This window comes from Paracoccus broussonetiae (assembly GCF_031854425.1).
Classification (GTDB): domain Bacteria; phylum Pseudomonadota; class Alphaproteobacteria; order Rhodobacterales; family Rhodobacteraceae; genus Paracoccus; species Paracoccus broussonetiae.
Genome location: NZ_JAVRQI010000001.1, coordinates 92719 through 114439 on the forward strand (window position 1 = coordinate 92719; position 21721 = coordinate 114439).

A 21721-nucleotide genomic window follows, 5' to 3' on the forward strand; every position below is an offset into this window, starting at 1 on the left:
AACGCCGGACAGACAAGGACGCAGACATGGCCCGGCACCTCATCACCTCGGCGATCCCCTATATCAACGGGATCAAGCATCTCGGAAATCTCGTCGGCTCGCAGTTGCCGGCGGACCTTTACGCCCGCTACCTGCGCCAGCGCAGCCACGAGGTGATGTTCATCTGCGCCACCGACGAACACGGCACTCCGGCAGAACTGGCGGCGAAGAAGGCCGGCAAGCCTGTCGCCGTCTATTGCGCCGAAATGCACGAGGTGCAGGCGGAAATCGCGCGGAACTTCGGCCTGAGCTTCGACCATTTCGGCCGCTCGTCCAGCGAACGCAACCATGTCCTGACCCAGCATTTCGCGGGCAAGCTGGACGAGAATGGCTGGATCACCGAGGTCGAGGAAAAGCAGGTCTATTCGATCGATGACGCCCGCTATCTGCCCGACCGCTATATCGAGGGCACCTGCCCGAACTGCGGCTATGACAAGGCGCGCGGCGACCAATGCGAGAACTGCACCAAGCAGCTTGACCCGACCGACCTCATCAACCCGCGCTCGGCGATCTCGGGTTCGACCAATCTGGAAGTCCGCGCGACCAAGCACCTGTATCTGCGCCAGCGCGCGCTGAAGGACCAGATCTCGGACTGGATCGACAGCAAGAAGGACTGGCCGATCCTGACCACCTCGATCGCCCGGAAATGGCTGAACGATGGTGACGGGCTGCAGGACCGCGGCATCACCCGCGACCTTGACTGGGGCATCCCGGTCAAGAAGGGCGACCAGCCCTGGCCGGGGATGGAGGGCAAGGTCTTCTACGTCTGGTTCGACGCGCCCATCGAATATATCGCCGGCACTGCCGAGGGCACCGACGCCAAGGGCCTGCCCGACAGCGAATGGCGCCGCTGGTGGCGTCTGGACGAGGGCGCGGGCGACGTCACCTACACCCAGTTCATGGGCAAGGATAACGTGCCGTTCCACACGCTGAGCTTCCCCGCCACGATCATCGGCTCGGGCGAGCCGTGGAAGCTGGTCGATTACATCAAATCCTTCAACTACCTGACCTATGACGGCGGCCAGTTCAGCACCTCGCAAGGCCGCGGCGTCTTCATGGATCAGGCGCTGTCGATCCTGCCCGCCGACTACTGGCGCTGGTGGCTGCTGTCCCACGCGCCGGAATCCGGCGACAGCGAGTTCACCTGGGACAACTTCCAGCAATCGGTGAACAAGGATCTGGCCGACGTGCTGGGCAACTTCGTCAGCCGCATCACCAAGTTCTGCCGGTCGAAATTCGGCGAGGTCATCCCCGAGGGCGGCAGCTATGGCGCCGAGGAAACCACCCTGATCGAAGCCCTGACCACCCGCATCCGCGCCTATGAGGGCTTCATGGACGGGATGGAGATCCGCAAATCCGCGGCCGAGCTGCGCGCGATCTGGGTCTTGGGCAACGAATACCTGCAATCTGCCGCACCCTGGTCGACCTTCAAGACCGATCCGGAAAAGGCCGCCATGCAAGTCAGGCTGGGCCTGAACCTGATCCGGCTTTACGCGGTCCTGTCGGCGCCCTTCATTCCCTTTGCCGCGGATGCGATGCTGGACGCGATGCAGACCGAGAACCGCGATTGGCCGGGCGATGTGGATGCGGCGCTTGCTGCCTTGTCCGCCGGTCATGCCTTTACCGTCCCCGAGGTGCTGTTCGCCAAGATCAGCGACGAGAACCGCGACGAATGGCAGGAACGTTTCAAGGGAATCCGCAGCTGATCCGCCCGGATCCCCAGCATTTGCAGGAGGGAAGATGACCCATTGCATCCTGGTCGGCGCACCCGTCGACGAAGGCCAGCGTCGCGCCGGTTGCCTGATGGGCCCGGCCGCGTATCGTGTCGCGGGCCTTGCCCGCACCCTGGCCGAGTTGGGCCACACGGTCGAGGATCGGGGCGATGTCGCCCCGACCCATACGCGTGACCAGACCTGCGCCAATCCCGCTGTCCATCACCTGCCCGAGGTCATCGCCTGGACCGAGGCCCTGTCAGCCGCCGCAAGCGCGGCGATGCCGGACGGGCTGCCGATCTTTCTGGGCGGCGACCACTCGCTGTCCTTGGGCACGGTCTCGGGCGTTGCCGCCCATGCAAAGGCCGCGGGCCGACCCCTGTTCGTCATCTGGCTGGACGCGCATAGCGATTTCCACAGCGTGCGGACCACCACCTCGGGGAACCTGCACGGAACGCCGATGGCCTATGCCGCCGGTCGCGCCGGGTTCGAGCCCTTCCCGCCCTTCCCTGCCCCCGTTCCCGGCGAAAACATCTGCATGTTCGGCATCCGCTCGGTCGATCCGGCCGAGCACGCCTCGCTTGAGGAAACCGAGATCACTGTGAACGACATGCGCGTTCTGGACGAACTGGGCATCGCCGCCCCCCTGCGGGCCTTCCTGGACCTGGTGCGGGCGCAAAACGGACTGCTGCATGTCAGCCTGGACGTGGATTTCCTGGACCCATCTATCGCACCTGCAGTGGGCACCACCGTCCCCGGGGGCGCCACCTTCCGCGAAGCGCATCTGGTCTGCGAACTCCTGCACGAATCCAGATTGGTGACGTCGCTCGACCTGGTCGAGTTGAACCCGTTCCTGGACGAACGCGGCCGCACGGCAAAGCTGATGGTCGACCTGGTCGGCTCGCTGATGGGCCGCAAGGTCTTTGACCGCCCGACCCGCAGCTTCTAAGCTTGCCAACCTGCCCCGCGCCCGCTAGCCACGGATCGGCGCGGGCGTGGCGGAATGGTAGACGCATGGGTCTTAAACACCCTGGGGCGCAAGCCTGTGCGGGTTCGAGTCCCGCCGCCCGCACCACAAAAACGGCTTATGTAGCTGTAATACATAAATAAACATGAAATCAGACCTTTGAGCGTCCCTCCAAGCGTCCCACCGTCTTACAGGTGGCTTGACGAGGGCTGCGCTGCTTGGCAGTGTTGTATTACAGCGGGTTAACCCGCGACTATGGCCGATAGAGCCAGCCCATCGGGTTTAAAGGCAGAGAGTAACTAGGACAGGACCACGCCGACCATCCGGTCGGAGTGAACTTCTGCATTGGTGCTGAGGATGCCTGAAATATTACTGACCCCCGCCGAGAAGGCGGCAGAAATGCAAGTCCACCCCGAGACGCTGCGCAGGTGGCGCAGGCAGGGACGCGGCCCGCGCTGGGTCGCCTATGCCGAGTGCATCCGATACTTCCCCGAGAACCCCGACCAGACTGGACGGATGGACCCGCCCATCGTCAGGGCAACCAGCTATGCCGCCAAGCCAAAGGCCGAGGCCGATAACCCCGTGAGACGACGAACGGGGGCATGAAGGCTGCGCCTTTGGCGCGGCCCTACGGCATGTCAGGAAGCGGGGTTATCCAGCCGACCTTCGGATTGCAGCGCGATCCGAAGCAGGGCTTCGGCAGCACGCGCCCTCGACATGTCGCCCGGCTGCGTTTGTCGCCATGCCTCAAGCGCCGACAGAACGTCGGGCTTGACGGAAATCGCAATCTGCACACGCTTATCCATACTGGATGACTTTCCTATTGACTGGATCACTCTGGCTGTCCTAGTGGTCTAATTTAAAGTCATCCACTTTGAGTGGCAAGTCGGAATACAACGCCCTTTGGGGTGAACGGAGAAGGCATGTCTAACGCCTACCTCAATGCCGCGTGGCGGCTAGTTGGCCTCAGCAGCACACAGCGGCTGGTGCTTGTCTATCTGGCCGACCTAGTGAACCCCGAGGGCGTCGGCTGGTCCAAGCTGCCCACCATCATGGCGCGCACCGGGCTTTCCGACCGTGCGATACAAAAGGCCGTGCAGCACTTCGAGAACGAGGGACTAGTCACGGTCCAGCGGAGCGGTGGCCGGGGCATAGCGAATTGCTACACGCTGAACTTCGCCCCTATCGCCCGGCCAAACGACCCCGCAGACCAGCCCGAACTTATCCACAGAAATGGGGACATCGCGCAACCTGACGGCGACCAAAACCCCGAACGTGGTTCCGAAAACCCCGAACGTGGTTCGCAAAACCCCGAACGTGGTTCCCCCCAACCTTATATAACCAAAATAAACCCTTTCGCGCCCGCGACGGAAGCTGTGGACAAGTCCCCGCCCCTGCCGCCGCCGAAGCCGCATCTCAGCTTCGAAGACCGACAGAGGATTTTGGCAGATGTGCTAGGCCGCAAGGCCGAGAACCCGGCCCCGATCCCCGACCCCGTTTCCCTGTCCAGCACCCTGCTGACTGACCAGCCCATCACCGAAGGATTCCTGCAATGAAGATCATCGCCACGGCCTGCGCCTTGCTGGCCGCTTCACCTGCGCTGGCTGCCGATCCCTGCGCATCCTATGTCCTCGACACGACCGAGGCCGAGGCCGCGCTGACGGCATTCGAGGAAGGCGACGGCAAGGCCGAGCGGCTGATCGCTGGCTTGGCATTCGAGACGGCCTTCCTCGACATGGATACCGACCTGACCGACGCCAGCACGGCCATGATTAAGGCCACGGGGCGCAACCCAGCCCGCACCTGCCCCAAAGCCAGCCTGACGGTCGAGGAAACCAAGGCGCGGCTGTGGCGGCGCTACACGCAAGCCAAGAGGGCCTTGCCATGAGCGAAATCATCCCGCGCCCCGCTGGCCTGTCGCTGGCTGAACTGGCCGAGGCACTGCGGGCCTGCATCTGGCGGCAGGTCGAGGATGAACTGCGTTTCACCATCCAAGCCGGGGCGATCCTGAATGCAGGTCGCGCGATCTGCGAGTCCCCGTCCTGTGGCATCCTCGGTGCGAACCCGAATATCCGTTTCGGAAAGTGGGTTTCGGAAACGGTTTCCGAAACCCCGCTGGCACGGCTGGATTCGCGCACGGCCTCGAACTACATGGCTTTCGCCCGGACGTTTGGGCATCTGCCCCTGTCCAAGGCGGCGCTGGTCGGACGCAAGCATGGTTACAAGCTGGCCCACGCGTCCGAGCGCGTGAAGGCCGCTGCTATCGCGAAGGTGGAGGCGGGCCAGCGCATCACGCCTGACGACATGAGCGAATGGCTGGACCCACCCCGGCGCGACCCGGCTATCGCGGCCCCGGTCCAGCCTGCCCCCCGCGCCGAGGCCGTCAGCCGCCCCGCCGCAGTGGTCAGCAAATCAGACTGGCCTGCACGGTTGACCGCAAAGCAGCACGCCGAGATGCAGGCCGACTGGACAGTATGGGATTACGGCTACCCGCCTGAATATGATGGCGACTACTCATTCGAGGAATTCGTCTGGCTGGAAACTGAGGCCCGCCGCCTCGCCACCGAGAACGAGGCATTGCGCGCCGAGATCGCGCACCTGAAAGCTTCAACGGGCCACTGACGGCCCCCAGCGTCCTCGGACTACCACCCGGCACCCGAGGGCCAGACGGGCAGCCAGCGGGCCGCACAGCGGCGGGCTGATACTCGTGCCCCTCCGCTTCCGCCACCGCGAGCCGCGTCTTCAACCTCGCGTCCAGCCGCTTGATGGTCGGCACTGAAACACCCAAGGACTTGGCAAGTTCGGTCTGGGTGGGCGCGTCCGTAGGAGTATCAGGTGATACTCCTACTTTTTGCCGCTCGAACCGATTGGAGCCATTTTTGCCGAAGCCATAGCGGCGGGGCCGAGGCAGGCAGGTGCTGGCAGAAAAGTAGGGTTTTCTGCCAGTGGCAGAAAAGTATACTTTTCTGCCAATTTCACACAGGCAGGGATTAGGGCCGGATGCCCCGGAGATCAGATTGACCCGCCGCGCGTATTATCCCGCACCCCGTATTACGAATAACCACCCCAACACTTTCCGTATTACGGACTCCGTTTGATAATGGGGAAGCTGGCTTTCGTTTGGCAATGGAGCGGAGTTTACCAGCGGGTGGGAAACCTAAAGAAGTTGAGTTGGTGTATTACGAATCTGTTGATCTTGCGGTGTTTTCATCTGGACTCATGCGGCAATTGCAACTGGACTCATCGCAAAAGAATCCTTGCTCGCAGCCAAATGGAAGGTAGGCTGAACGAGGAAAGCCCCCACCGGACGGGGCGAGGGCTTCCATGACTGTCGTGGCTGGACGGTCAATTAGAACCTTACCCGGTTCTGGTTTCCCCCGTCCAGCAAAATCGAAACGAGGCCGGATATAGCCCGGCTGAAAGGGGGAGGAATGACCAAGCCAAATAAGAAAGAAGCCGAACGGATCGCGCGGGCGCAGAAACGCGGCATGAGGCCGATGGCAGGCGATACGATCAGCCTGCTGCACCGCGCCACCCTCATCTCTGATCTGGTGCCGAACGGCCTGACGATCCTGCGATGCGAGACCATCGAACCGGGCGGGCCGCACGGCGTCACCCTCGGGCATATCAGGAACGGTTCATCCTTCGATGTCCGCAGCTATTTCTATGGGTCCATTCTGGACCATAGCGGCCCGTGGCTGAACGCCATGCACCATACCGGGATGCTGTTCTATGACGCGTTCCACGGGCTGGTGACGAAGCGGTCCATGACCATGCGCGGGGAACTGCATCAGACCATGATCCTCGGGCTGCGGCACCGCGAGGACGCCGACCGCGCCTTTGATTGGCTGGCCCGAGAGTTTGTCGAACCCGCCCGCCTGATCGCGGATTCGCGGGAATGGAAGCGGTTCTACAGGACTGTCGGCAAGGATGAACCGTGCCCCGGCCTGACATTCCCTTGCACCGTGCGCGAACTGGTCGATTACGTCGGCGCGCGTGTAGCTGCCTGAGTGCGGCAATCCGGGCCTGACAGCCCGGCGCGGTGGCCCCGCGAGAACAACAATGGCGAACACCTCACACCGAAGACCGAACGAAAGAGGCCCCCAGCTTGCGCCGAGGGCCAATTCAGTCACCGAAGCGCGGAGGACGAATCCGCTCGTCAAGTAAACTGCGTTATTTCCACAGGAACAGGTGGATTCTAGCGCGCTTCGGCCCCGCAACGCAACGCCCTTCTGTGAAGGGCTGCAAATGAGGCAAGAACGCCATGTCACGAATTCCAGAACAGTCGAAATCCTCGAGCAAGATCGAGGGGCCGAAGCTGCCCGAGATCGAGAACACGAAACTGCCCGACGTGCCGAAGAACTCGAAAGCCCTGCCGGAACCCGAGGGGCTGCAAACGGCACGCCCGAACTTCGCGGTGCTGCGCGCGGTGCTGGGCGACATCGCCAACAAGCGGGCCTTCCTCGTGTGGGTGGCGATCCCGAAAGACGGCGGTGGGTTTGACAAGGTGCCGTGCAACCCGGCTACGGGCAGCACGAAGAAGCCGAATTCGGCCCGCGACCGCGCGGTGATGACCCTGCACGAGGCCGAGATCGCAATGGACAAGCTGCGGGCTGACGGCATCGATGCGGGCGTCGGGGTGCTGTGCGCGCGGGCTGGGCTGACGGCGCTGGACCTAGACAGGGTTATCACCGTGAACGGCAAGAAGGCGGTCGAAAGCTGGGCCGAGATCATCGGGCGATCTAGCTATGCCGAATACTCGCCAAGCGGCCAAGGGCTGCGCGTGTTATTCGCCTCGGTGCCGGACGAGGTTGCGGGCCTCTCGAACGGCTACGAGCGCAACAAGATCGGCTTCTATGGCGCGCGGGCCTCAAAATTCGTGACGCTGACAGGCGCGGCGCTGCACGATGGCCGCGAGATCACCGACATGACAGACGAGGCCGCGCAGCCGATGCTGGCGCGGTGGCGTGCAGGGGGCAAGGGCGCGGCCTCTAGGGCTTGGACAGGGGACGAGGCCCACGACGGCTACCCGCGCGGGCGGCACGGCATGGACGCGGCGCAAGAGGACGTGTTGAGCGGGGCATCCATCCATCCTGCGCTGGTGGCCTTTCTGGTGCGGGCGGCGCGGGAATACGCGATAGACGAGGCCGAGGAACAGGCATGGGCGCTTTACCATGCGTCCGAGGCCAAGGAACGCGAGCCGGAACGCTGGGCCGCGCGGGCAGGATCGATCCCCGGTATCATCAAATGGATCAAGGATCAGGGCGGCTACATCAAACCCGCCCCGAGCGAACAGCGGCGGCAGGCCGTGAAGGGGCTGGTGGTATCACTGTCCGAGGAACGCGCCAAGCGGGCCGCACAGGCAGCCGCAAGGCAGGCCGAGGCAGGCGGGCCGCTGATGCTGGGGCGCAATCTCATGAACCTGGGAATCGAGATCAGCCGCGAGGAAGCCGACTGGCTGGAAGCCGCGACGGGCGAGCCTTGGCACATGGTCGGGGCCGAAGGTATCGACCTGATTGAAGGACTGCGCGAGATGTTGGCGGAACAGGAAGCGGCACAGGAACTGGATACGGCCCGCGAGGATTACCAGCACCGCGAAGGCAACGACCCTGCACGGCACCGCTGGATGCTGACCGCGCCGTCCTATTACTTCAACCAGATCGCGGTCTATCTGCATAAGGCGATGGCGATGGACATGCCCGGCGCGGCGGCATTGGGGGCGCTGACCGCGCTGTCTACCCTGACGGCGAACCGCTATTACATCCAAGGCAAATACCAGACGGGCCTGAACATCCACAGCACCATCACGGCGTCCAGCGGCGCGGGCAAGGATACCATCGTGAAGTTGCTGGCCGCATTGGGCCATGTTGCTGACGTGGTGACGAGTTCGGGCGTCACGAGCGCGGGTGCAATCCACGAACTTCTTCTGCGCGGGGGCGGCAACGCGTCCATCGTTATCGATGAGTTCGCCAAGGTGTTGGCAGCCCAAAAGCAGGACAAGAGCGGCAATTCCATAGGGGCGGCGGCAGTGCTGCTGTCAACCTTCGAGTCGGCGCTGGACGTGCAGCCCGAGAAAACATATTCGCAGCGGTCCAACATGAAGCGCGCGGTCGCCTTCCCCTATCTGGTGCTGTTCGGGGCCTCGACGGGCATGGCGCTGGAAGAAGTCCTTGATCGCAAATTGATCGGCGACGGGACGCTGAACCGCAGCATCATGATTGACAGCGAGCGGGCCAATGGCGGGCGCTGGCCCGTGGAACACACACCGCCGCGCAAGGCCGAACTGATCGAGGAACTTGGCGAAGTGTTTTCTCAGAGGACGTTCACCCAGCATCCCAGCGAGCGCAAGCAAACCTTCTACCAGCGCGTCAAGGACGATGAAGGCCAGTGGATCGTTCGGGAAAGTTCCAAGGTGCGGCTGATCCACCCGAAACCGCATTGGCACTGGCTGCGCGCGGAACTGGATGCGCTGGAAGCCGAACTCGGTGACTTGAAGGAACTGGCCGCGCGGTTCGAACGGAACGCTACCGTGGTGGCCGGGCTGTTGCGCCTCGGGGATTACATCCCTGCATTGGATGACGGCGTTTCGGAACTGGTCATCTCCGATGAACAGATGAGGTGGGCAATCCGGTTCGTCTCGCAGTGCATCCGGGAACTGGCCTTGCGGTTCCGGGGCAACATTGCCGACGGCGTGGTTAACGAGGTGCTGATCGACGCGCGCAGGAAGCTTGTGCAGGAACGGCAAGCCTCGACCCGCACCGCCTACGGCAAGCGGTATAGCAAGTTGCTGGATCGGGATTACCTGCCCGCCTGCATCATTGCGCGGTGCCTGCGTCGGGCCAAAGTCTACGAACTGCCAGCCTACAGATCGGTGATGGCGGAACTTGGCTGGATCGAGGAACTGGACGAACAGACCCTCGCCACGGCAACGAAAGACCATAAAGGCCCCAAGCCAAAAAGCGTGTTCAGGATGCTTCCGGGCCTTTATCAGGGCCTCTGAACAGGGTCTTTGAACCAGATTTGGTCCGAAGTGGTCCAGAGTCAGCACGGGTAACGTGCTGACTTTATTATTTTAAATGACTTTGAACCTTTGAACCACTTTGAACCCGACATGAAACCAAAAGAGAGAAAGAGAGTCCGGCTTCGCGTCCGCGTGGCAGTGTCCTGCACATTGTTCATATGTCGGGTTCAAAGTGGTTCAAAGGTTCAAAGAGTATCACTAAAATAAAAATACTATTATTATCAATATATTAGTTAGTCATAAGTTAGCCACGCAGGACTGAAACTTTGAACCACGGCCTTGGTTCAGTGGGTTCAAAGACCGGAAGCCCCCGCGCAGGCCGATTTTCCAGACCCCGCGCTTGACCGCGCGCCCCGCTGCCGGGAAGATTCTAGGACCGGAGGAACGCGCCCATGATCCACCCCCCTGCCTTCACCGTCGCCACCGCCGATCCCTTCGCTGACGAGGTGCAGCGCGTGACGGGCCACTCGGCCAAATTCGTCGGGCATCTGCCAGTCTGCCACGCGTTGCAATTCTTCGAGTCTGACAGGGGCATTGCGGGACTGGTGGCGCGCACGGCGACTGGCGAACTCGGTTTCTACCGCATCACCTATTCGGATCGGCTTTACATCCGGTTCGGTCTCAGCCCCGCTGATTTGTGCGCCTGCGCGCTGGCCGCCCTCGGCGTCTTGGAGATTCGCGACATGCCACGCAGCTTTCGCCGCACTGTGGCCGTCAAGCGCATAGGCGCGGCGCTGGTGGCCGCTAGGGCACCTACACCCTAGCGGCGGTGTAGCGCCGTTCTACGGCCCTGCCAGCGCGTCCTAGAGCCGCCCCCAAATCTGAGGGCAGTGCAGGTCGGACCCGGCGGGGAAGGGATGGGCAGGCACCGCGAAAGTCACAACGCGATCCTGCCCCGGTCGCGCGGGACGTAGCTGGTGGGCTGACACTGCGCGCGACAGGTGCGATGTTATCTCATTACGGTCGAGAAGCAAGGCCGAGATCATACCAGCCTGATGGTGCCGCCCGTGTCCAGCCAGCCCGCAACCGCCGTTCGGTCGAAGTTATCACCGCGCTGGTTATTGCACTGGCGGCATTCGATCCTGACGTTCGGCCAGTCATGGTCCCCGCCTATCGCCATCGGGACGATATGCCCGACTGTCGCCTCGGTCATCAGGTGCTGACCATCGGGTTCGGTGCAGGTAATACCGCAACAGGCGCAGGTCATGCCGACACGCTGCGAAAGTGTCAGCCATGTGATCCCGACCATGATCTTGCCGCCACCCTTGCGCCAACGGGCAAGTTTCTTGTCGTTATATGTCTTCCCAAGCCGTCGATTTTCACGGCTCACAGTGCGAACATATTCCGCCTTGTGCCCTGCACGGCATTCCGGGCAGCGCCCTCGCGTCCCCTGCTTGGAATGGAATACGACGCCGCAGGCGCAGTATCCGATCAGACAGCGTTCGCCCCATTCCGTCTTGGATGCCTTGCGGTGCTGGGTCGCGCAGCTTCCTGAACAGAAGACGGTGCGCTCGCCTCTGCCATTGATCTTTGTCTGGAACGTGGCACCACACTGTCGGCAGTCTGCCATCACGACAGGCTTGCGCGTTTCCGCTCGTCTCGCAGCGGTCTTCGGACTGACAGCGGAAGCTTTCCCGCCGAGATGCCCCACAGCGCGGGCAGAACAGGCACGCGTGCAGAACCTGCCTTTATCCCCTAATGACAGGTCACAGTCGAACACTGCACCGCAATGCTCGCAGGTCGCAGTGATGATGCGAAGCCCCCCGCCGGGATGGTTGATCTGCCTGCCGTGCTTGGTCAGCACATGATAGGGATTGCGCCATCTATGCCCCCCAGCATCGCGCCCCGGCTTGCCCGGCCAACGATAATCCTTTCTGTCCTCTGCCATCCCTCCACCTCCCTCAAGACATCGGTCGCGAACCCAATGATTCGTTGCATCCAAATCGCAAGTCAAGTGAAAACATCACGGTGTGGACGTTTAACCGGGGGTAGGGAATTTTAATTTAGGGCTTGGACCCAAGAACCGTCACGGGGAGCTTCCCGCGCGAAAAATACCGCCCAAAAAGTCCAGCGGGCGGAAAATGAAATCGGTCGAAATCGCGCCTTTTTCGGTCCCGCTGATCGCTGCTGACCTCGACCCGATCCGGCCCGACCGCACGATCTCCACAGTTTACCGTTCCCCTAGCGCGGGCTATCCTATCGGCACCGACGCGCGATGCTGCCACGGCGAATGCACCCCCGCCATTTGCAGCCCGGATCGCGCGCATCATGAAGCAGGCTTCACCACATCTGGAATGGACCGTAGATCGCTGGCTTGCGCATTGGCGCGACCATCCCGAAGACCTTGAACACGCCCGGCTGAAAACCCCGCAACTCGTGGATGACGTGATAGCCGTATTACGGGCGCGCGACGGGGATGCCACGACGCCGCATTCCGCGTTCCGCCGCCTCGCCTGTGCCGCCGTTGGTATTACGGCCCTCGAAATCCGACGCACTCGCCTGCGCGGGGAATTCTGCGCGCCCATCGACCTCGCGAACCTCGCCGCTTGGGGCGAACATCTTCTTGGCGATGCCGATCCCGCGACCCTGATCCAGTGGATCAGCACCGCCCCCGAGAACCGCCATTCGCCAATGCGCCATTGGCCCTGACCGTAATACGAATCCATTGATATTATTGGCTTATTGACTCACCGGCCTGTCCTTTGGCACAATGTTCGCGAACCGTTCCGCTATGGAGGGAGCCGCGATGCCGCGCCCGGAAACTGCCACGCCCTTCGAACTTGCCGCCGCCGCCGCCCGCGCCCGCGATGCCGCCGCCGCCGCGAGAGTGACGCAGGGCATTGCGGCCAGACTGGCCGATAGCTTCCCCACCGCCGAAGCCCGCGAACTGGCGACCGACGCAACCCGCCTCATGCTCTGCCTGCACGACCTCGCCGACCGACTGGCCCGCGAGGCGAACAGATGAGCGACCGAACCCCCCTTGTGATCTTCGAAGGCGAGATGCGCTGCCAGCCCCCTGCTGGCCCCTCGCAGATCGCCATGGCCGAACTGGCCGCTGCCCATGCCACGGCTCTGGCCGCGCATCGGCAATGCGCCGAACTCGCCCGCCTCGCCGAAGGCATCAAGGCCAGTCTCGCTGGCCTGCGCCGCCTGCACGACATCCGCTTACCTCAGCCTTTGGAGCGCGCCCCGTGAATGATCCTTTCAGCCTAGAGACCGAAACCCTGAATATCGGCGGGCACGATGTCGTCGTCAGCATGATCGCGGCCCGCGATATGCTCGCCATGCAGCGCGCCACCTCGGACGACCGCATCTTTGCCCTGTTGGCCGCTGCCGTCACGCTGGACGGGCGCAAGGTCTCGCCCGAGGAAGTGGCCCTCTGGCCCATGGCGACCGTGAACCAAATCCTGCCCGCTGCCTTGCGCCTGAACGGGCTGGAAGCCGCGACCGAGGCTGACGCCGACGAACCCGAGGACACCGCCTCGGGAAACGAGGAAGCGGCCTGACGATCATGGACGCGATGCTCGCCCTTGCCCTCGAACTTGGCATCCGCCCGTCCGAATTGGGCGGCTGGCGCTGGGTCGAGGTCGCGGCCCTGTTTGAGCATCGCGCCGCCATGGCCGAACGTCAGGACCGCCGCTCGCCCGGCAACATCCTAGACATGCCCGCCGATCAGATTGTTGCCGCCATGGGTGCGAAGCGATGATCACCGTCACCCGAACAGGCATGGACCCGCTGACCGAATTCGGCCCCATGGTCCGCAACGATGTCGGCCAAGAGGTGGCCTTTCAGCAGGATCGCCTGACCCGCGCCGCCATTGCCCGAGGCGACCTGACCGAGGGTAGCATTTCCCGCGCAATTCAGGTCGGCAACACGCGCCGCAGCGTCCCATCTTATGACAACATCCGCCTGTGGCCGTGGCCCCCCTATGCGACCGTCACGACCTCGCAGGCATCGACCGTGGACCTACGCGCCGCCGCCGAGGAAGGCATTCGGATATTCCAGCGCACCGCGCCTCGGTCGGGCAACAAGCCAAAGCCGAACAATCGGTATCGCTACGGCGACTCGCTTCGCGTCGTGATCGACGGTCGGCTGTTCCAGTCCTTGCCGCCCGCCACCGTGATGACCACGGCGACGACCATCGCCCTCGTGGACATCGCGGCGCACGCCAGCCCCGTCGAAATCCGCAAGCCCGTCATGGAAGGCATCGCCCGCGCCCTGACCGCCGAATTCCCGCAACTGTCCATCAGCTTCGGCTGGACCAACAGCGACACGTTCGGCCTGACCTATGGCAAGGGCACAGGTGGCCCGGTCGGCAAGCAGGTGGTCTATGCGTTGCCCCTCATCACCATCGCCGCGACTGGCTTCGCCCGGATCGCGCGCCGCCGCGACGGCCCCCGCGTTCGCGGCAAGGGACGGAGGTAAGACATGGCGACAGGCTCAACCCAATACGAAGTCCGAGTCGAGGCCACCGGCCTCGCCGAACTGACGCAACTGGCGAGGGCTTTCGAGTCGGTCGCGCAGCGCGTCGAGGGCCTGACCAAGGCCGAGGCGTCCCGCCTGCGGGCCGTGAACCAGAACCTGAAACTGACCGGCCAAGCCGTCACCCAGACGAACAAGCTGGCCGACGCCACCAAACGTGCCGCGACCGCCGAAAGCAGCCTCGCCGCCTCTGCCGCGAATACGAACGCGGCGCTGGCAAAGCAGAACGCCTCGACAGGCAAGTTTACCTCGGGCCTGCAAAACGCGTCCTATCAGCTTCAAGACGTAATCGTGCAGGTCACGGGCGGCACCTCTGCCGTTCGTGCGTTGGGTCAGCAGCTTCCGCAGCTTCTGTCGGGCTTCGGTGCCATCGGCGCTGTCGTGGGCGTGGTGGCAGCGGCCTTGCCTGCCCTCTGGTCGGCTTTCGCGGGCGGCAAGGAGATCAAGAAATTCGCGGATGCAGCCGACGCGTTGCAATCCAGTCTGGACGGCATGGCCGACCTGTTGGACCAGATCGCCATTTCCGCCGATAACGTCGCCAAGGGCGCGGGCAATGCCGCGAAAAGCACGTTGGAACTGAACCGCCAACTGCTGCTGCTGAAACAGCAGGACGTGGCCGAGGCGCAGGCCGACGCCTTCGAAGCCTTCACCAACGAGATGCGCGGGCAACTTCGCTGGGCCGAAGATTTGAACTTTACGCTGCAACAGCGCGACGAGATTCAGAAGCGGGTCAACGCGGGGCTTGCCAGCGCCGAAGACCTGAACCGCCTGCAAGACCTCGAACAGCGCATTACGCGCATCGGGACAAAGCTGGGCCTGAATGAACAGCAGGCCGAACGCTTCGCGCGTGCCATGGGCGAGGCGCTGGAACAGTTGCGCGATCACCCCGGCACGGATGCATCGCAGCAGGCCATCACGAACCTGCTGGCAACAGCCAGCGAACTCGGAATCGTATTCCCGAAAGCTGCCCGCGAACTGCTGGCTGGTCTCGCCGCAGGCGACACCAAAGCCAAGTCGCTGAACGATACCCTGAAAAAGCTAGATGACATCCTGCAAGGCAATGGCGATGCCGCCGACGACATGGCCGACGCGTTCGACCGGGCCAAGGACGCCGCCGAGTCGCTGCGGGCCGCGACCCTCAGTTTGAATGCCGATACCGCAGGTATCCTCGCCGAAGCCGACGCCCTCGGGCGCGGGCTGGATTCCTTCGCCGCCGCCGCCGCGCGCATCAAGGCGTCACGTTGGGCCGAATTGCAGACTCAACTGATCGGGGCCAACACCGAGGCCGTCGTGAAAGCGACGGAAGCCTACGACAAATGGGCGGAATCGGTGGATCGCAACGCCGACGCGCAACGCCGCCTCGCCCAACAGCAGCAGGACGCCGCCGACGCCGCCAAGGCGCAAGAGGATGCCATCGGCGCGGTGCGCGCCATGATGGAAGATTACACCCGCAAGCGAAACGCAGCTTATGACAACCTGGACTCGATCCTTGCCGGTTACGACGACGAGGAACAGGCCATTCTGCGCCGCGCCCGCGTGCTGGCCGATGCTATCCACGCGGTCGAGGAATACGGCGATGTCACCGAGGACGAGCTTGCCCGCATGAAGGTGGCATGGGCGAAGCTGGACGAAGAATTGAAAGAGCACGACGCCGAATTGTCCGAGATCGGCAAGATCATCGAGTCCAGCTTCAACGACTTGTTTGGTTCCATCGTGGATGGGTCGAAGACAGCCAGCGAAGCCTTCGAAGAAATGCTGTTGGACATGTTGAACAGCATCACGAAATTCCTGTTCAGCCAGCAGCTAAACGAGTTTCTGGGGCTGTTGGCACAGACCAGCGGCTTTGGCTTCATGAGCGCCAATGGTGGTGCCCCCGCCGCCCCCTCGGTCGCGGCCCCGCAGGCCCTCGCCATGCCCCGCCTGACGGCCTCATCGGGCACGACGACGGCAGGGGTGCCCGGCGCTATCGTGATGCCCCGCGTGCCCATCCAGCAGGCCACCGGGCCGATGTCCGGTCGCGCGGGCGGCACGAACAACATCGCCATCCACAATCACGGTTCCTCGCAGATCACGGCGACCCGCAAGCCGAACCAGAACGGTGGCGAAGACATCGAAATTCAGGTTCGCGATGCCATGCGGCGCGTCATCTCGACAGGTGGCGTGGATCAGCAGATGCGCGTGTCCTATGGCCTTCGGAGGCAGTCATGATCGCACGGAAAATCCCTCGACCCATTGCCCGCGTCGGCAAGGCGCGGGTCGCCATTTCCGCCAAGATGGTGGTCGCGTTCGGCAGGCTCGCGAACAAGGCCGCACTGGATAGCCTTTCGGTCATCGGCAAGCTACCGCCCGACGCCGCATTGGCCCGCCTCAAGACGCTGGACGCGGCGGCGGGCGAACTGGCCGAAATGATCACCGCCGCCGAGGACGCGGCCAGCGACCTGCAAGGCGCGGCTGACATCCTAGAAGGCAAAGAGGCAGAAGGCGGCGCGGCTGCCACCCTGACCGCCGTCGCGGCGGCGGGCGCGATGGACTTCGCCAAGAGGCTGGACCCAGCCGGGGATTTCGGGGCCGTCGTGGACACCGTGGAGGCCCTGCGCGCGGCACAGCAGGCCCTGTCAGTGTCGGTCACGTCCGCCCGCAAGCGGCTGGGCGAAACGCGCAAGGCCGCAGCCCATGCCGCCGAATGTGCCATCGCGCACCCTGCCAGTGATCCGGGCGCGATCCTCGGTCGGTTCACCTGTTCGACGGTTACGCAAAGCTTGATCGACCGCGCCTTGGCCGAGGGTCGGTCGGACGCGGCCATTCGCCAGATCGCCGACGAGGCTGTCCGCGCCCGCCTCAATTCCGCGAGGAAGGAAAAGCGCAGCAAGCAGGAAGTCATCACGGCGCAAATCGAACGGGAGGCAGCCGCAGCATGGCCGCAGTGAACAAGGCGGAAGCCAGTTTGCGAGACTGGCGGAAATGGGCCACCGAACCCGGCCCCGTGGATCGAAACACGGTCGCGGGCCTGCTGACCCTGATCGATGACCTGACCCGCACGCGGATTGCAACTCAGGTCACGGAACTCAGCAAGGCCATCGGCCTGCTGATCGCCGAAGAACGCGCCGCCACGAAAAAGGCGTTGGCCGATGCCTCGGGCCGGATCGCGATGAACAATGTTTGCCGCGTCACCATGAATGCCCACCTCGACAGCCTTGCCCGACTGGCTGACGATTTGCAGACCAAACGAGCGGCCCTGATCGGCGGGGAACCGTCGCCGCTGCTGGCTGCTGCCCTGCGGATCGGGGAGGGCAAGCGATGAACGCTGGTCTGCACGAATGCTTCCATATCCTCGCGATGGGGCCTGCCCTGATCGAATGCGGGGTCGCGCGGCCCCTCTTTGACGACCTGCGGGTGCTGGCCTATGCCGACGCGGCGGGTGATGGGGGTTGCTGCCTCGCTGATCATGATGCTTTGCATCATACGGTCGAAGCCCGCGTTTTGAGCCTCGCCAGCATCGCGCCGCTGGCTTCGATCCCGGACATCCACCGCAAGATGATCCTGACCCATCCGGGCGAACTGGCCGTGAACCTGCCCCAGCAGGTCGCACAAGTCGCGCTGTCGCCCGAGGACTTGGCCCACGCTGCCGCTTACGACGGCGAGCCATTGGTGCCCGGTATCATCGTGCGGGCCACGGCGATACTGGCCGACCGGATCGGCCTGTCGGGGCGACTGACCATCGCCAAACTGATCGGCACGATGGGCCGCGTCGATTGCGAGCCGCCCCGCCTGTCGGCTTTCGTCCCCTTTGGTCACGCCGAGTCTGCATTGAGGCAGGCCCGCAAGGAATTGCACGAGAGGCACGCCGCATGAACTACAATCTCGCCGATACACGCGACCGCATCGCCTTGGCAGGGGCCGTCGCTGCCTGCCGAGGGGCCGAGATCATGCCGTTCGTGCAGGCGTTCATCTTGGCCGACAACGAGGTCAAGGACGGCGACTGGCTGAACGAACCCGAGGCCGAGGACGCCGAGGGCCGATACCTGCAAGCCGAGCGCCGGATCGCGGCGGGCGTGCTGGTCCACTTGTTGAATCAGGCGGCGAAAGTTGCCGACCGGATCGAAGCCGGATCGATCCCGAGCCTGACCGATGCCGTCGCGGGGGTGGTGACGCAGGCGCTGGACGTGTATTGGGGGAGGATACTGCATTGACCTTCGCCATCGCTGATCGCGACCCCATCGCGCGGGGCGTGGCCGAATGCCTCGGTCTCGATCCTGACACCTTTGTCGGCATCTTGTCGGACCTGCGCGCGGGCCGCAGGCTGGTCGCGCCCGACGATCCCGAGGAACGGGCCGAATGGTTGCAGGCCGTCAGCTATGTCGCGACTTTGGAAAGCATGTTGACCAACGCGGCGGTTTTCACGCCGGTTCTGCACGAGGACGCTATCAGCGCGCTGGCGCAGCGGGTGCACGAGGAATCGCGGATTCTTCACGTCCCGGAAGTGCACCCGATCCAGTGATCTTGCCCGGCTGATCGGGAAAGGCCAGTTTTCTGGTCACAGACGGCGGGTCGGCGTCTCGGGTGGTAGGGGTAGCGGGCAGGTCTCCAAAGGCCAGCCAGCGGCCCGCCTAGAGGGTCACTTTCTGAGTCCCCTGCCCTGTCACGAAATCCGACCAACGCTGCATGAGACCCCGCCGCAGGTCCAAGGCATCGGATCGATCATAGGCCCGTTGCACTTTCGTCCCGACGACATGCCCGAGCGCGCGTTCGGCTAGTATGAAATCTTCCTCGTGATCGGTGGCCCAACTTCTGAACGAGGCCCGGAATCCATGGGGCCGGTATTCCAGCCCCTCGCGCCGCATTGCCATAGACATCGCCATGTCGCTGATCGGCTTCCCCTTCATGGCGACGAACAGATACCCGTCGCGGGCAAGAGGACGCGCGAGATCAACCACCTTGCACGCTTCCTCGGATAGGGGAATTCGCATGGCGCTGGTCTTGTCTCGCGCGCCTTTCATCTTGTCGGCGGGGATGGTCCAAGTGTCGCCGTCGAACTCATCAACATGAGCAAGCCTGACCGGGGCCGACCGACTGGCCGAGAGGATCAGCAACCGCATGGACAGATCGACAGAGGAATCGCCGAGGGACTGGTAATAAGCGGGGACATCCTGCCACGGCATCGCCGGGATATTCTCGGGCTTGTGGCCCTGTGATCCAAGCAACAGCTTCAAGCGCGCGGGAATGGTCGGGTCTATCTCACCCGGCCAACGGGCTGCGGCATGATCCAGCGCGAGGGACACCCGCTGGTATGCCTTTTCGGCGGCGCTGGTCTTGGATCGCCAGATCGGGGCGAGGATGCCCAACAGCATATCGACATCCACCTTGCGCACGTCCACGAGGCCGATAACGGGCAGGATGTGCGTGTCTAAGGGGGAGGTCCACCGCCCTGCCTTGCCGTCCCCCTTGAGATCGCCACGGCGGGCCAAGAACGTGTCGAAGATCACGCGCCCGAAATACCTGTTCGTGTCGATGCGGGCCGCGATCTTCTGGGCCTTGGCCTCTGCCTTGGCAGCCTGTTTCGCGTCCAACGGATCGGTGCCACCGTCGCGCGCACGGGCCGCATTGAAGGCCGCAATACGCGCTTCCTTCAACGTCATGAGCGGGTATCGTCCGAGGGACAGGTCGCGCCGCTTACCATCTTGCCGGTATCGGTAAATCCACGTCCGACTATTGCCGCGAACGAACAGGTGCAATCCACCGCTGCCGTCGAAGTGGCGTCCCTCCCCCAAGCTGGGAATCTGTCTGTCCTTGATTCGCTGCATCGCTGTCCCTCCGATGGTCCCTCCATTTGAGTGCGTGAAGGTATTTGACCGTGTTTGACATGGAGGGACAGTTGACCCAACAAACCCCGTAATACAAGGGGTTTTGCATGGTGCTGTTTGCCAGTGCGGGGCTGGTTCTATGCGCGCCGCCCGCACCAGACTTCCGCTAGGGTCAGCTAGTTTGGCGAAGCGCGAGGTTGCGCCTGCAAGGCCCTGCACCACCGGATTTGCGGTGCCGCATCCGCCCCCCTGGCCGCCGAACGGCAATCATGGCGACCTGAGGGATCGAGGACCGCTGTCTCTGCCTGGACATGACAGGTCATCAAGTTTGTCTGATCTGCAGCGGCCGGGGATTGCCTTGGCGGCGCGATGCCGCTTCTAGGGGGCCCGGAATGCTTGAAACAGGGGCTTCCGAAGCAAAAGGAAGAATATTGATGCCAAAGCTGCCCGTCATCCTCATCTGCGCCCTGGCGCTCTCGGTTGCCGCCTGCGGCCCGAACACCGCGACCCGCGCCACCACGGGCGCTGCGGCGGGGGCGGTTGTCGCCGGGCCGATCGGTGCGGTCGCCGGGGCGGCGATTGGCGGCAGCGGCGCGGTCCGGATCAGATAGGGCTTCGCATCCCGATCGGTTGCGCCGGGTCTGCTTTCTCAATTGGCGGGCTGATCCTCCGGTTCGATCAGTTCGGGACCGTCATCCTCGATCCCGAAGCGGGCGACCGGGTGATGTCGCAACAGGCTTTCAGCGCCAAGCGCGGGATCGTCGCTGCCACCAAGCCAGGCGTCGCGTTCATCCGCGTTCAGGATGACGGGCATCCGGGGATGCAGGCTGACGACAGTGGCATTCGCGGGCCGCGTCAGGATCGTGCAGGTCAGCATCTCCCGCCAGCGCGAGGCCAGGCCCGCGAACCAGAGCGTTTCCTCATTCCCGGCCGAGGCGATGAAATGGGGGCGTTTCGCGGCCTTTTCACCGGTCCATTCGAAATATCCCCCCGCCGGTATCAGGCAGCGGCCATATTTCCAGACGGCGCGGAAACTGGGCTTCTGGGCCGCGTCCTCGATCCGGGCGTTGAAAGTGGTGGCCTTCCAGTCCTTGATCTCACCCTTGTGCCAGGACGGGATCAGCCACCAGCGCGCCATCATCCCCTGCAAGGGCGACTTGGCGAACAGCAGGATCTCTTGCGTCGGCTTCACATTGAAGCGGCGCGGGAACGGATTGACCCGCAGGTCCGAAAACTCGTCCTCGGTCCCGCGCAGGTTCGGATCCACAAAACGGCCACACATCCACCAGCCCTTACGATTCGACGGGCCCAGTTTGGCCCGGACGTTCGAAAACGCAAACTGCGCTGCGTCCCATCGCGACCTTGCATGGCTGTATTGCCCTTGGTTCCGGCCGGGCTCTCGGATAGGTTCGCCGCGAATTGCGACAGCAGGAGAGTATGATGGCGCAGCGTCTTCACCTTGTCTTCGGCGGCGAGCTTGTGGATCCCGTCCGCACCGAGTTCCGTGACACCGACAAGATCCATATCGTGGGGATCTTCCCCAATTACGCGAGCGCATTTTCGGCCTGGAAGGCCGAGGCGCAGCGCACCGTCGACAGCGCCCACACCCGCTACTTCATCGCGCATCTGCACCGCCTGCGCGACGAAGAGCGCGAGGTCAGCGCGACCGCCGAGCTTGGCGACTGAACCCGGCTGAACC

27 protein-coding genes and 1 tRNA gene are annotated in these 21721 nt (G+C 63.5%); 24 read left to right on the plus strand and 4 right to left on the minus strand.

The features are described 5' to 3' along the window. Window positions 1-26: 26 nt before the first annotated feature. The 4 genes from metG to RM190_RS00495 all read left to right on the plus strand — a co-directional run bounded on the left by metG (window position 27) and on the right by RM190_RS00495 (window position 3324). Window positions 27-1745 carry a methionine--tRNA ligase gene (gene metG, locus RM190_RS00480; protein ID WP_311757422.1) on the plus strand — a complete coding sequence of 573 codons (1719 nt, stop codon included), beginning with the start codon at window positions 27-29 and terminating at the stop codon, window positions 1743-1745. A gap of 34 nt (window positions 1746-1779) precedes the next feature. After that, window positions 1780-2700 (plus strand): arginase, encoded by a 921-nt coding sequence (rocF, locus tag RM190_RS00485; protein WP_311757423.1) that lies wholly within the window; start codon window positions 1780-1782, stop codon window positions 2698-2700. A gap of 40 nt (window positions 2701-2740) precedes the next feature. Beyond that, a tRNA-Leu gene (locus tag RM190_RS00490) sits at window positions 2741-2826 on the plus strand. Window positions 2827-3117: 291 nt separating this feature from the next. Further along, the gene (locus RM190_RS00495) at window positions 3118-3324 is read left to right on the plus strand and encodes a hypothetical protein (RefSeq protein WP_311757424.1); all 207 of its coding nucleotides are present in this window, start codon (window positions 3118-3120) and stop codon (window positions 3322-3324) included. A 32-nt stretch (window positions 3325-3356) separates the two neighbouring features. Here the strand turns inward: RM190_RS00495 and RM190_RS00500 are convergent, their stop codons facing one another. Continuing rightward, entirely contained in the window at window positions 3357-3524 is a 168-nt protein-coding gene (locus RM190_RS00500) for a hypothetical protein (RefSeq protein WP_311757425.1), read from the minus strand. Window positions 3525-3641: 117 nt separating this feature from the next. Here RM190_RS00500 and RM190_RS00505 point away from each other — a divergent pair, with 117 nt between their 5' ends. From RM190_RS00505 to RM190_RS00530, 6 genes are all read left to right on the plus strand, one after another. Then, window positions 3642-4274, plus strand: coding sequence for a helix-turn-helix domain-containing protein (locus RM190_RS00505; RefSeq protein WP_311757426.1), 633 nt, complete (start codon window positions 3642-3644; stop codon window positions 4272-4274). After that, window positions 4271-4606, plus strand: a complete 336-nt coding sequence (locus RM190_RS00510; RefSeq protein ID WP_311757427.1) for a hypothetical protein — start codon at window positions 4271-4273, stop codon at window positions 4604-4606. Before RM190_RS00505 ends, RM190_RS00510 begins: the two co-directional genes overlap by 4 nt. Further along, window positions 4603-5340 carry a hypothetical protein gene (locus RM190_RS00515; RefSeq protein WP_311757428.1) on the plus strand — a complete coding sequence of 246 codons (738 nt, stop codon included), beginning with the start codon at window positions 4603-4605 and terminating at the stop codon, window positions 5338-5340. The genes RM190_RS00510 and RM190_RS00515 overlap by 4 nt, the downstream gene beginning before the upstream one ends. Window positions 5341-6149: 809 nt before the next feature. Further along, the gene (locus RM190_RS00520; RefSeq protein ID WP_311757429.1) at window positions 6150-6728 is read left to right on the plus strand and encodes a hypothetical protein; all 579 of its coding nucleotides are present in this window, start codon (window positions 6150-6152) and stop codon (window positions 6726-6728) included. 254 nt (window positions 6729-6982) lie between these two features. Further along, a complete protein-coding gene (locus RM190_RS00525) occupies window positions 6983-9718 on the plus strand; it encodes a hypothetical protein (protein ID WP_311757430.1) in 2736 nt (911 codons plus the stop codon). Window positions 9719-10131: 413 nt separating this feature from the next. Then, window positions 10132-10503: a hypothetical protein gene (locus RM190_RS00530; RefSeq protein ID WP_311757431.1), complete on the plus strand. Its 372-nt coding sequence runs from the start codon at window positions 10132-10134 to the stop codon at window positions 10501-10503. Window positions 10504-10721: 218 nt separating this feature from the next. On the opposite strand, the gene RM190_RS00535 is transcribed toward RM190_RS00530, so the two are convergent. Beyond that, window positions 10722-11627, minus strand: coding sequence for an HNH endonuclease (locus tag RM190_RS00535; RefSeq protein WP_311757432.1), 906 nt, complete (start codon window positions 11625-11627; stop codon window positions 10722-10724). Window positions 11628-12007: 380 nt separating this feature from the next. On the opposite strand from RM190_RS00535, the gene RM190_RS00540 reads away from it, so the two are divergent. From RM190_RS00540 to RM190_RS00595, 12 genes are all read left to right on the plus strand, one after another. Continuing rightward, window positions 12008-12388 (plus strand): hypothetical protein, encoded by a 381-nt coding sequence (locus RM190_RS00540; protein WP_311757433.1) that lies wholly within the window; start codon window positions 12008-12010, stop codon window positions 12386-12388. Window positions 12389-12485: 97 nt separating this feature from the next. Then, window positions 12486-12704: a hypothetical protein gene (locus RM190_RS00545; protein ID WP_311757434.1), complete on the plus strand. Its 219-nt coding sequence runs from the start codon at window positions 12486-12488 to the stop codon at window positions 12702-12704. Then, on the plus strand, window positions 12701-12934 hold the full coding sequence (locus RM190_RS00550; RefSeq protein WP_311757435.1) for a hypothetical protein: 234 nt from the start codon (window positions 12701-12703) through the stop codon (window positions 12932-12934). Before RM190_RS00545 ends, RM190_RS00550 begins: the two co-directional genes overlap by 4 nt. Beyond that, complete coding sequence (locus tag RM190_RS00555) at window positions 12931-13245, plus strand: hypothetical protein (protein WP_311757436.1); 315 nt, start codon at window positions 12931-12933, stop codon at window positions 13243-13245. Before RM190_RS00550 ends, RM190_RS00555 begins: the two co-directional genes overlap by 4 nt. 5 nt (window positions 13246-13250) lie before the next feature. Further along, window positions 13251-13445: a hypothetical protein gene (locus RM190_RS00560; protein WP_311757437.1), complete on the plus strand. Its 195-nt coding sequence runs from the start codon at window positions 13251-13253 to the stop codon at window positions 13443-13445. 20 nt (window positions 13446-13465) lie between these two features. After that, complete coding sequence (locus RM190_RS00565; protein WP_311757438.1) at window positions 13466-14164, plus strand: hypothetical protein; 699 nt, start codon at window positions 13466-13468, stop codon at window positions 14162-14164. Between the two features lie 3 nt (window positions 14165-14167). After that, entirely contained in the window at window positions 14168-16429 is a 2262-nt protein-coding gene (locus RM190_RS00570; protein ID WP_311757439.1) for a hypothetical protein, read from the plus strand. Next, complete coding sequence (locus tag RM190_RS00575) at window positions 16426-17148, plus strand: hypothetical protein (protein ID WP_311757440.1); 723 nt, start codon at window positions 16426-16428, stop codon at window positions 17146-17148. The genes RM190_RS00570 and RM190_RS00575 overlap by 4 nt, the downstream gene beginning before the upstream one ends. Continuing rightward, window positions 17136-17522 carry a hypothetical protein gene (locus tag RM190_RS00580; protein ID WP_311757441.1) on the plus strand — a complete coding sequence of 129 codons (387 nt, stop codon included), beginning with the start codon at window positions 17136-17138 and terminating at the stop codon, window positions 17520-17522. The genes RM190_RS00575 and RM190_RS00580 overlap by 13 nt, the downstream gene beginning before the upstream one ends. Then, a complete protein-coding gene (locus RM190_RS00585; protein ID WP_311757442.1) occupies window positions 17519-18073 on the plus strand; it encodes a hypothetical protein in 555 nt (184 codons plus the stop codon). The genes RM190_RS00580 and RM190_RS00585 overlap by 4 nt, the downstream gene beginning before the upstream one ends. Continuing rightward, window positions 18070-18411, plus strand: coding sequence for a hypothetical protein (locus RM190_RS00590; RefSeq protein WP_311757443.1), 342 nt, complete (start codon window positions 18070-18072; stop codon window positions 18409-18411). The genes RM190_RS00585 and RM190_RS00590 overlap by 4 nt, the downstream gene beginning before the upstream one ends. Then, complete coding sequence (locus RM190_RS00595) at window positions 18408-18719, plus strand: hypothetical protein (RefSeq protein ID WP_311757444.1); 312 nt, start codon at window positions 18408-18410, stop codon at window positions 18717-18719. The genes RM190_RS00590 and RM190_RS00595 overlap by 4 nt, the downstream gene beginning before the upstream one ends. Window positions 18720-18828: 109 nt before the next feature. On the opposite strand, the gene RM190_RS00600 is transcribed toward RM190_RS00595, so the two are convergent. Next, complete coding sequence (locus RM190_RS00600) at window positions 18829-20022, minus strand: tyrosine-type recombinase/integrase (RefSeq protein WP_311757445.1); 1194 nt, start codon at window positions 20020-20022, stop codon at window positions 18829-18831. Between the two features lie 434 nt (window positions 20023-20456). On the opposite strand from RM190_RS00600, the gene RM190_RS00605 reads away from it, so the two are divergent. Next, on the plus strand, window positions 20457-20633 hold the full coding sequence (locus RM190_RS00605) for a hypothetical protein (RefSeq protein ID WP_311757446.1): 177 nt from the start codon (window positions 20457-20459) through the stop codon (window positions 20631-20633). A gap of 38 nt (window positions 20634-20671) precedes the next feature. Here the strand turns inward: RM190_RS00605 and RM190_RS00610 are convergent, their stop codons facing one another. Beyond that, the gene (locus tag RM190_RS00610) at window positions 20672-21304 is read right to left on the minus strand and encodes an SOS response-associated peptidase (RefSeq protein ID WP_311757447.1); all 633 of its coding nucleotides are present in this window, start codon (window positions 21302-21304) and stop codon (window positions 20672-20674) included. A gap of 158 nt (window positions 21305-21462) precedes the next feature. On the opposite strand from RM190_RS00610, the gene RM190_RS00615 reads away from it, so the two are divergent. After that, complete coding sequence (locus RM190_RS00615) at window positions 21463-21708, plus strand: DUF4170 domain-containing protein (RefSeq protein WP_311757448.1); 246 nt, start codon at window positions 21463-21465, stop codon at window positions 21706-21708. The last annotated feature ends 13 nt before the right edge of the window (window positions 21709-21721 follow it).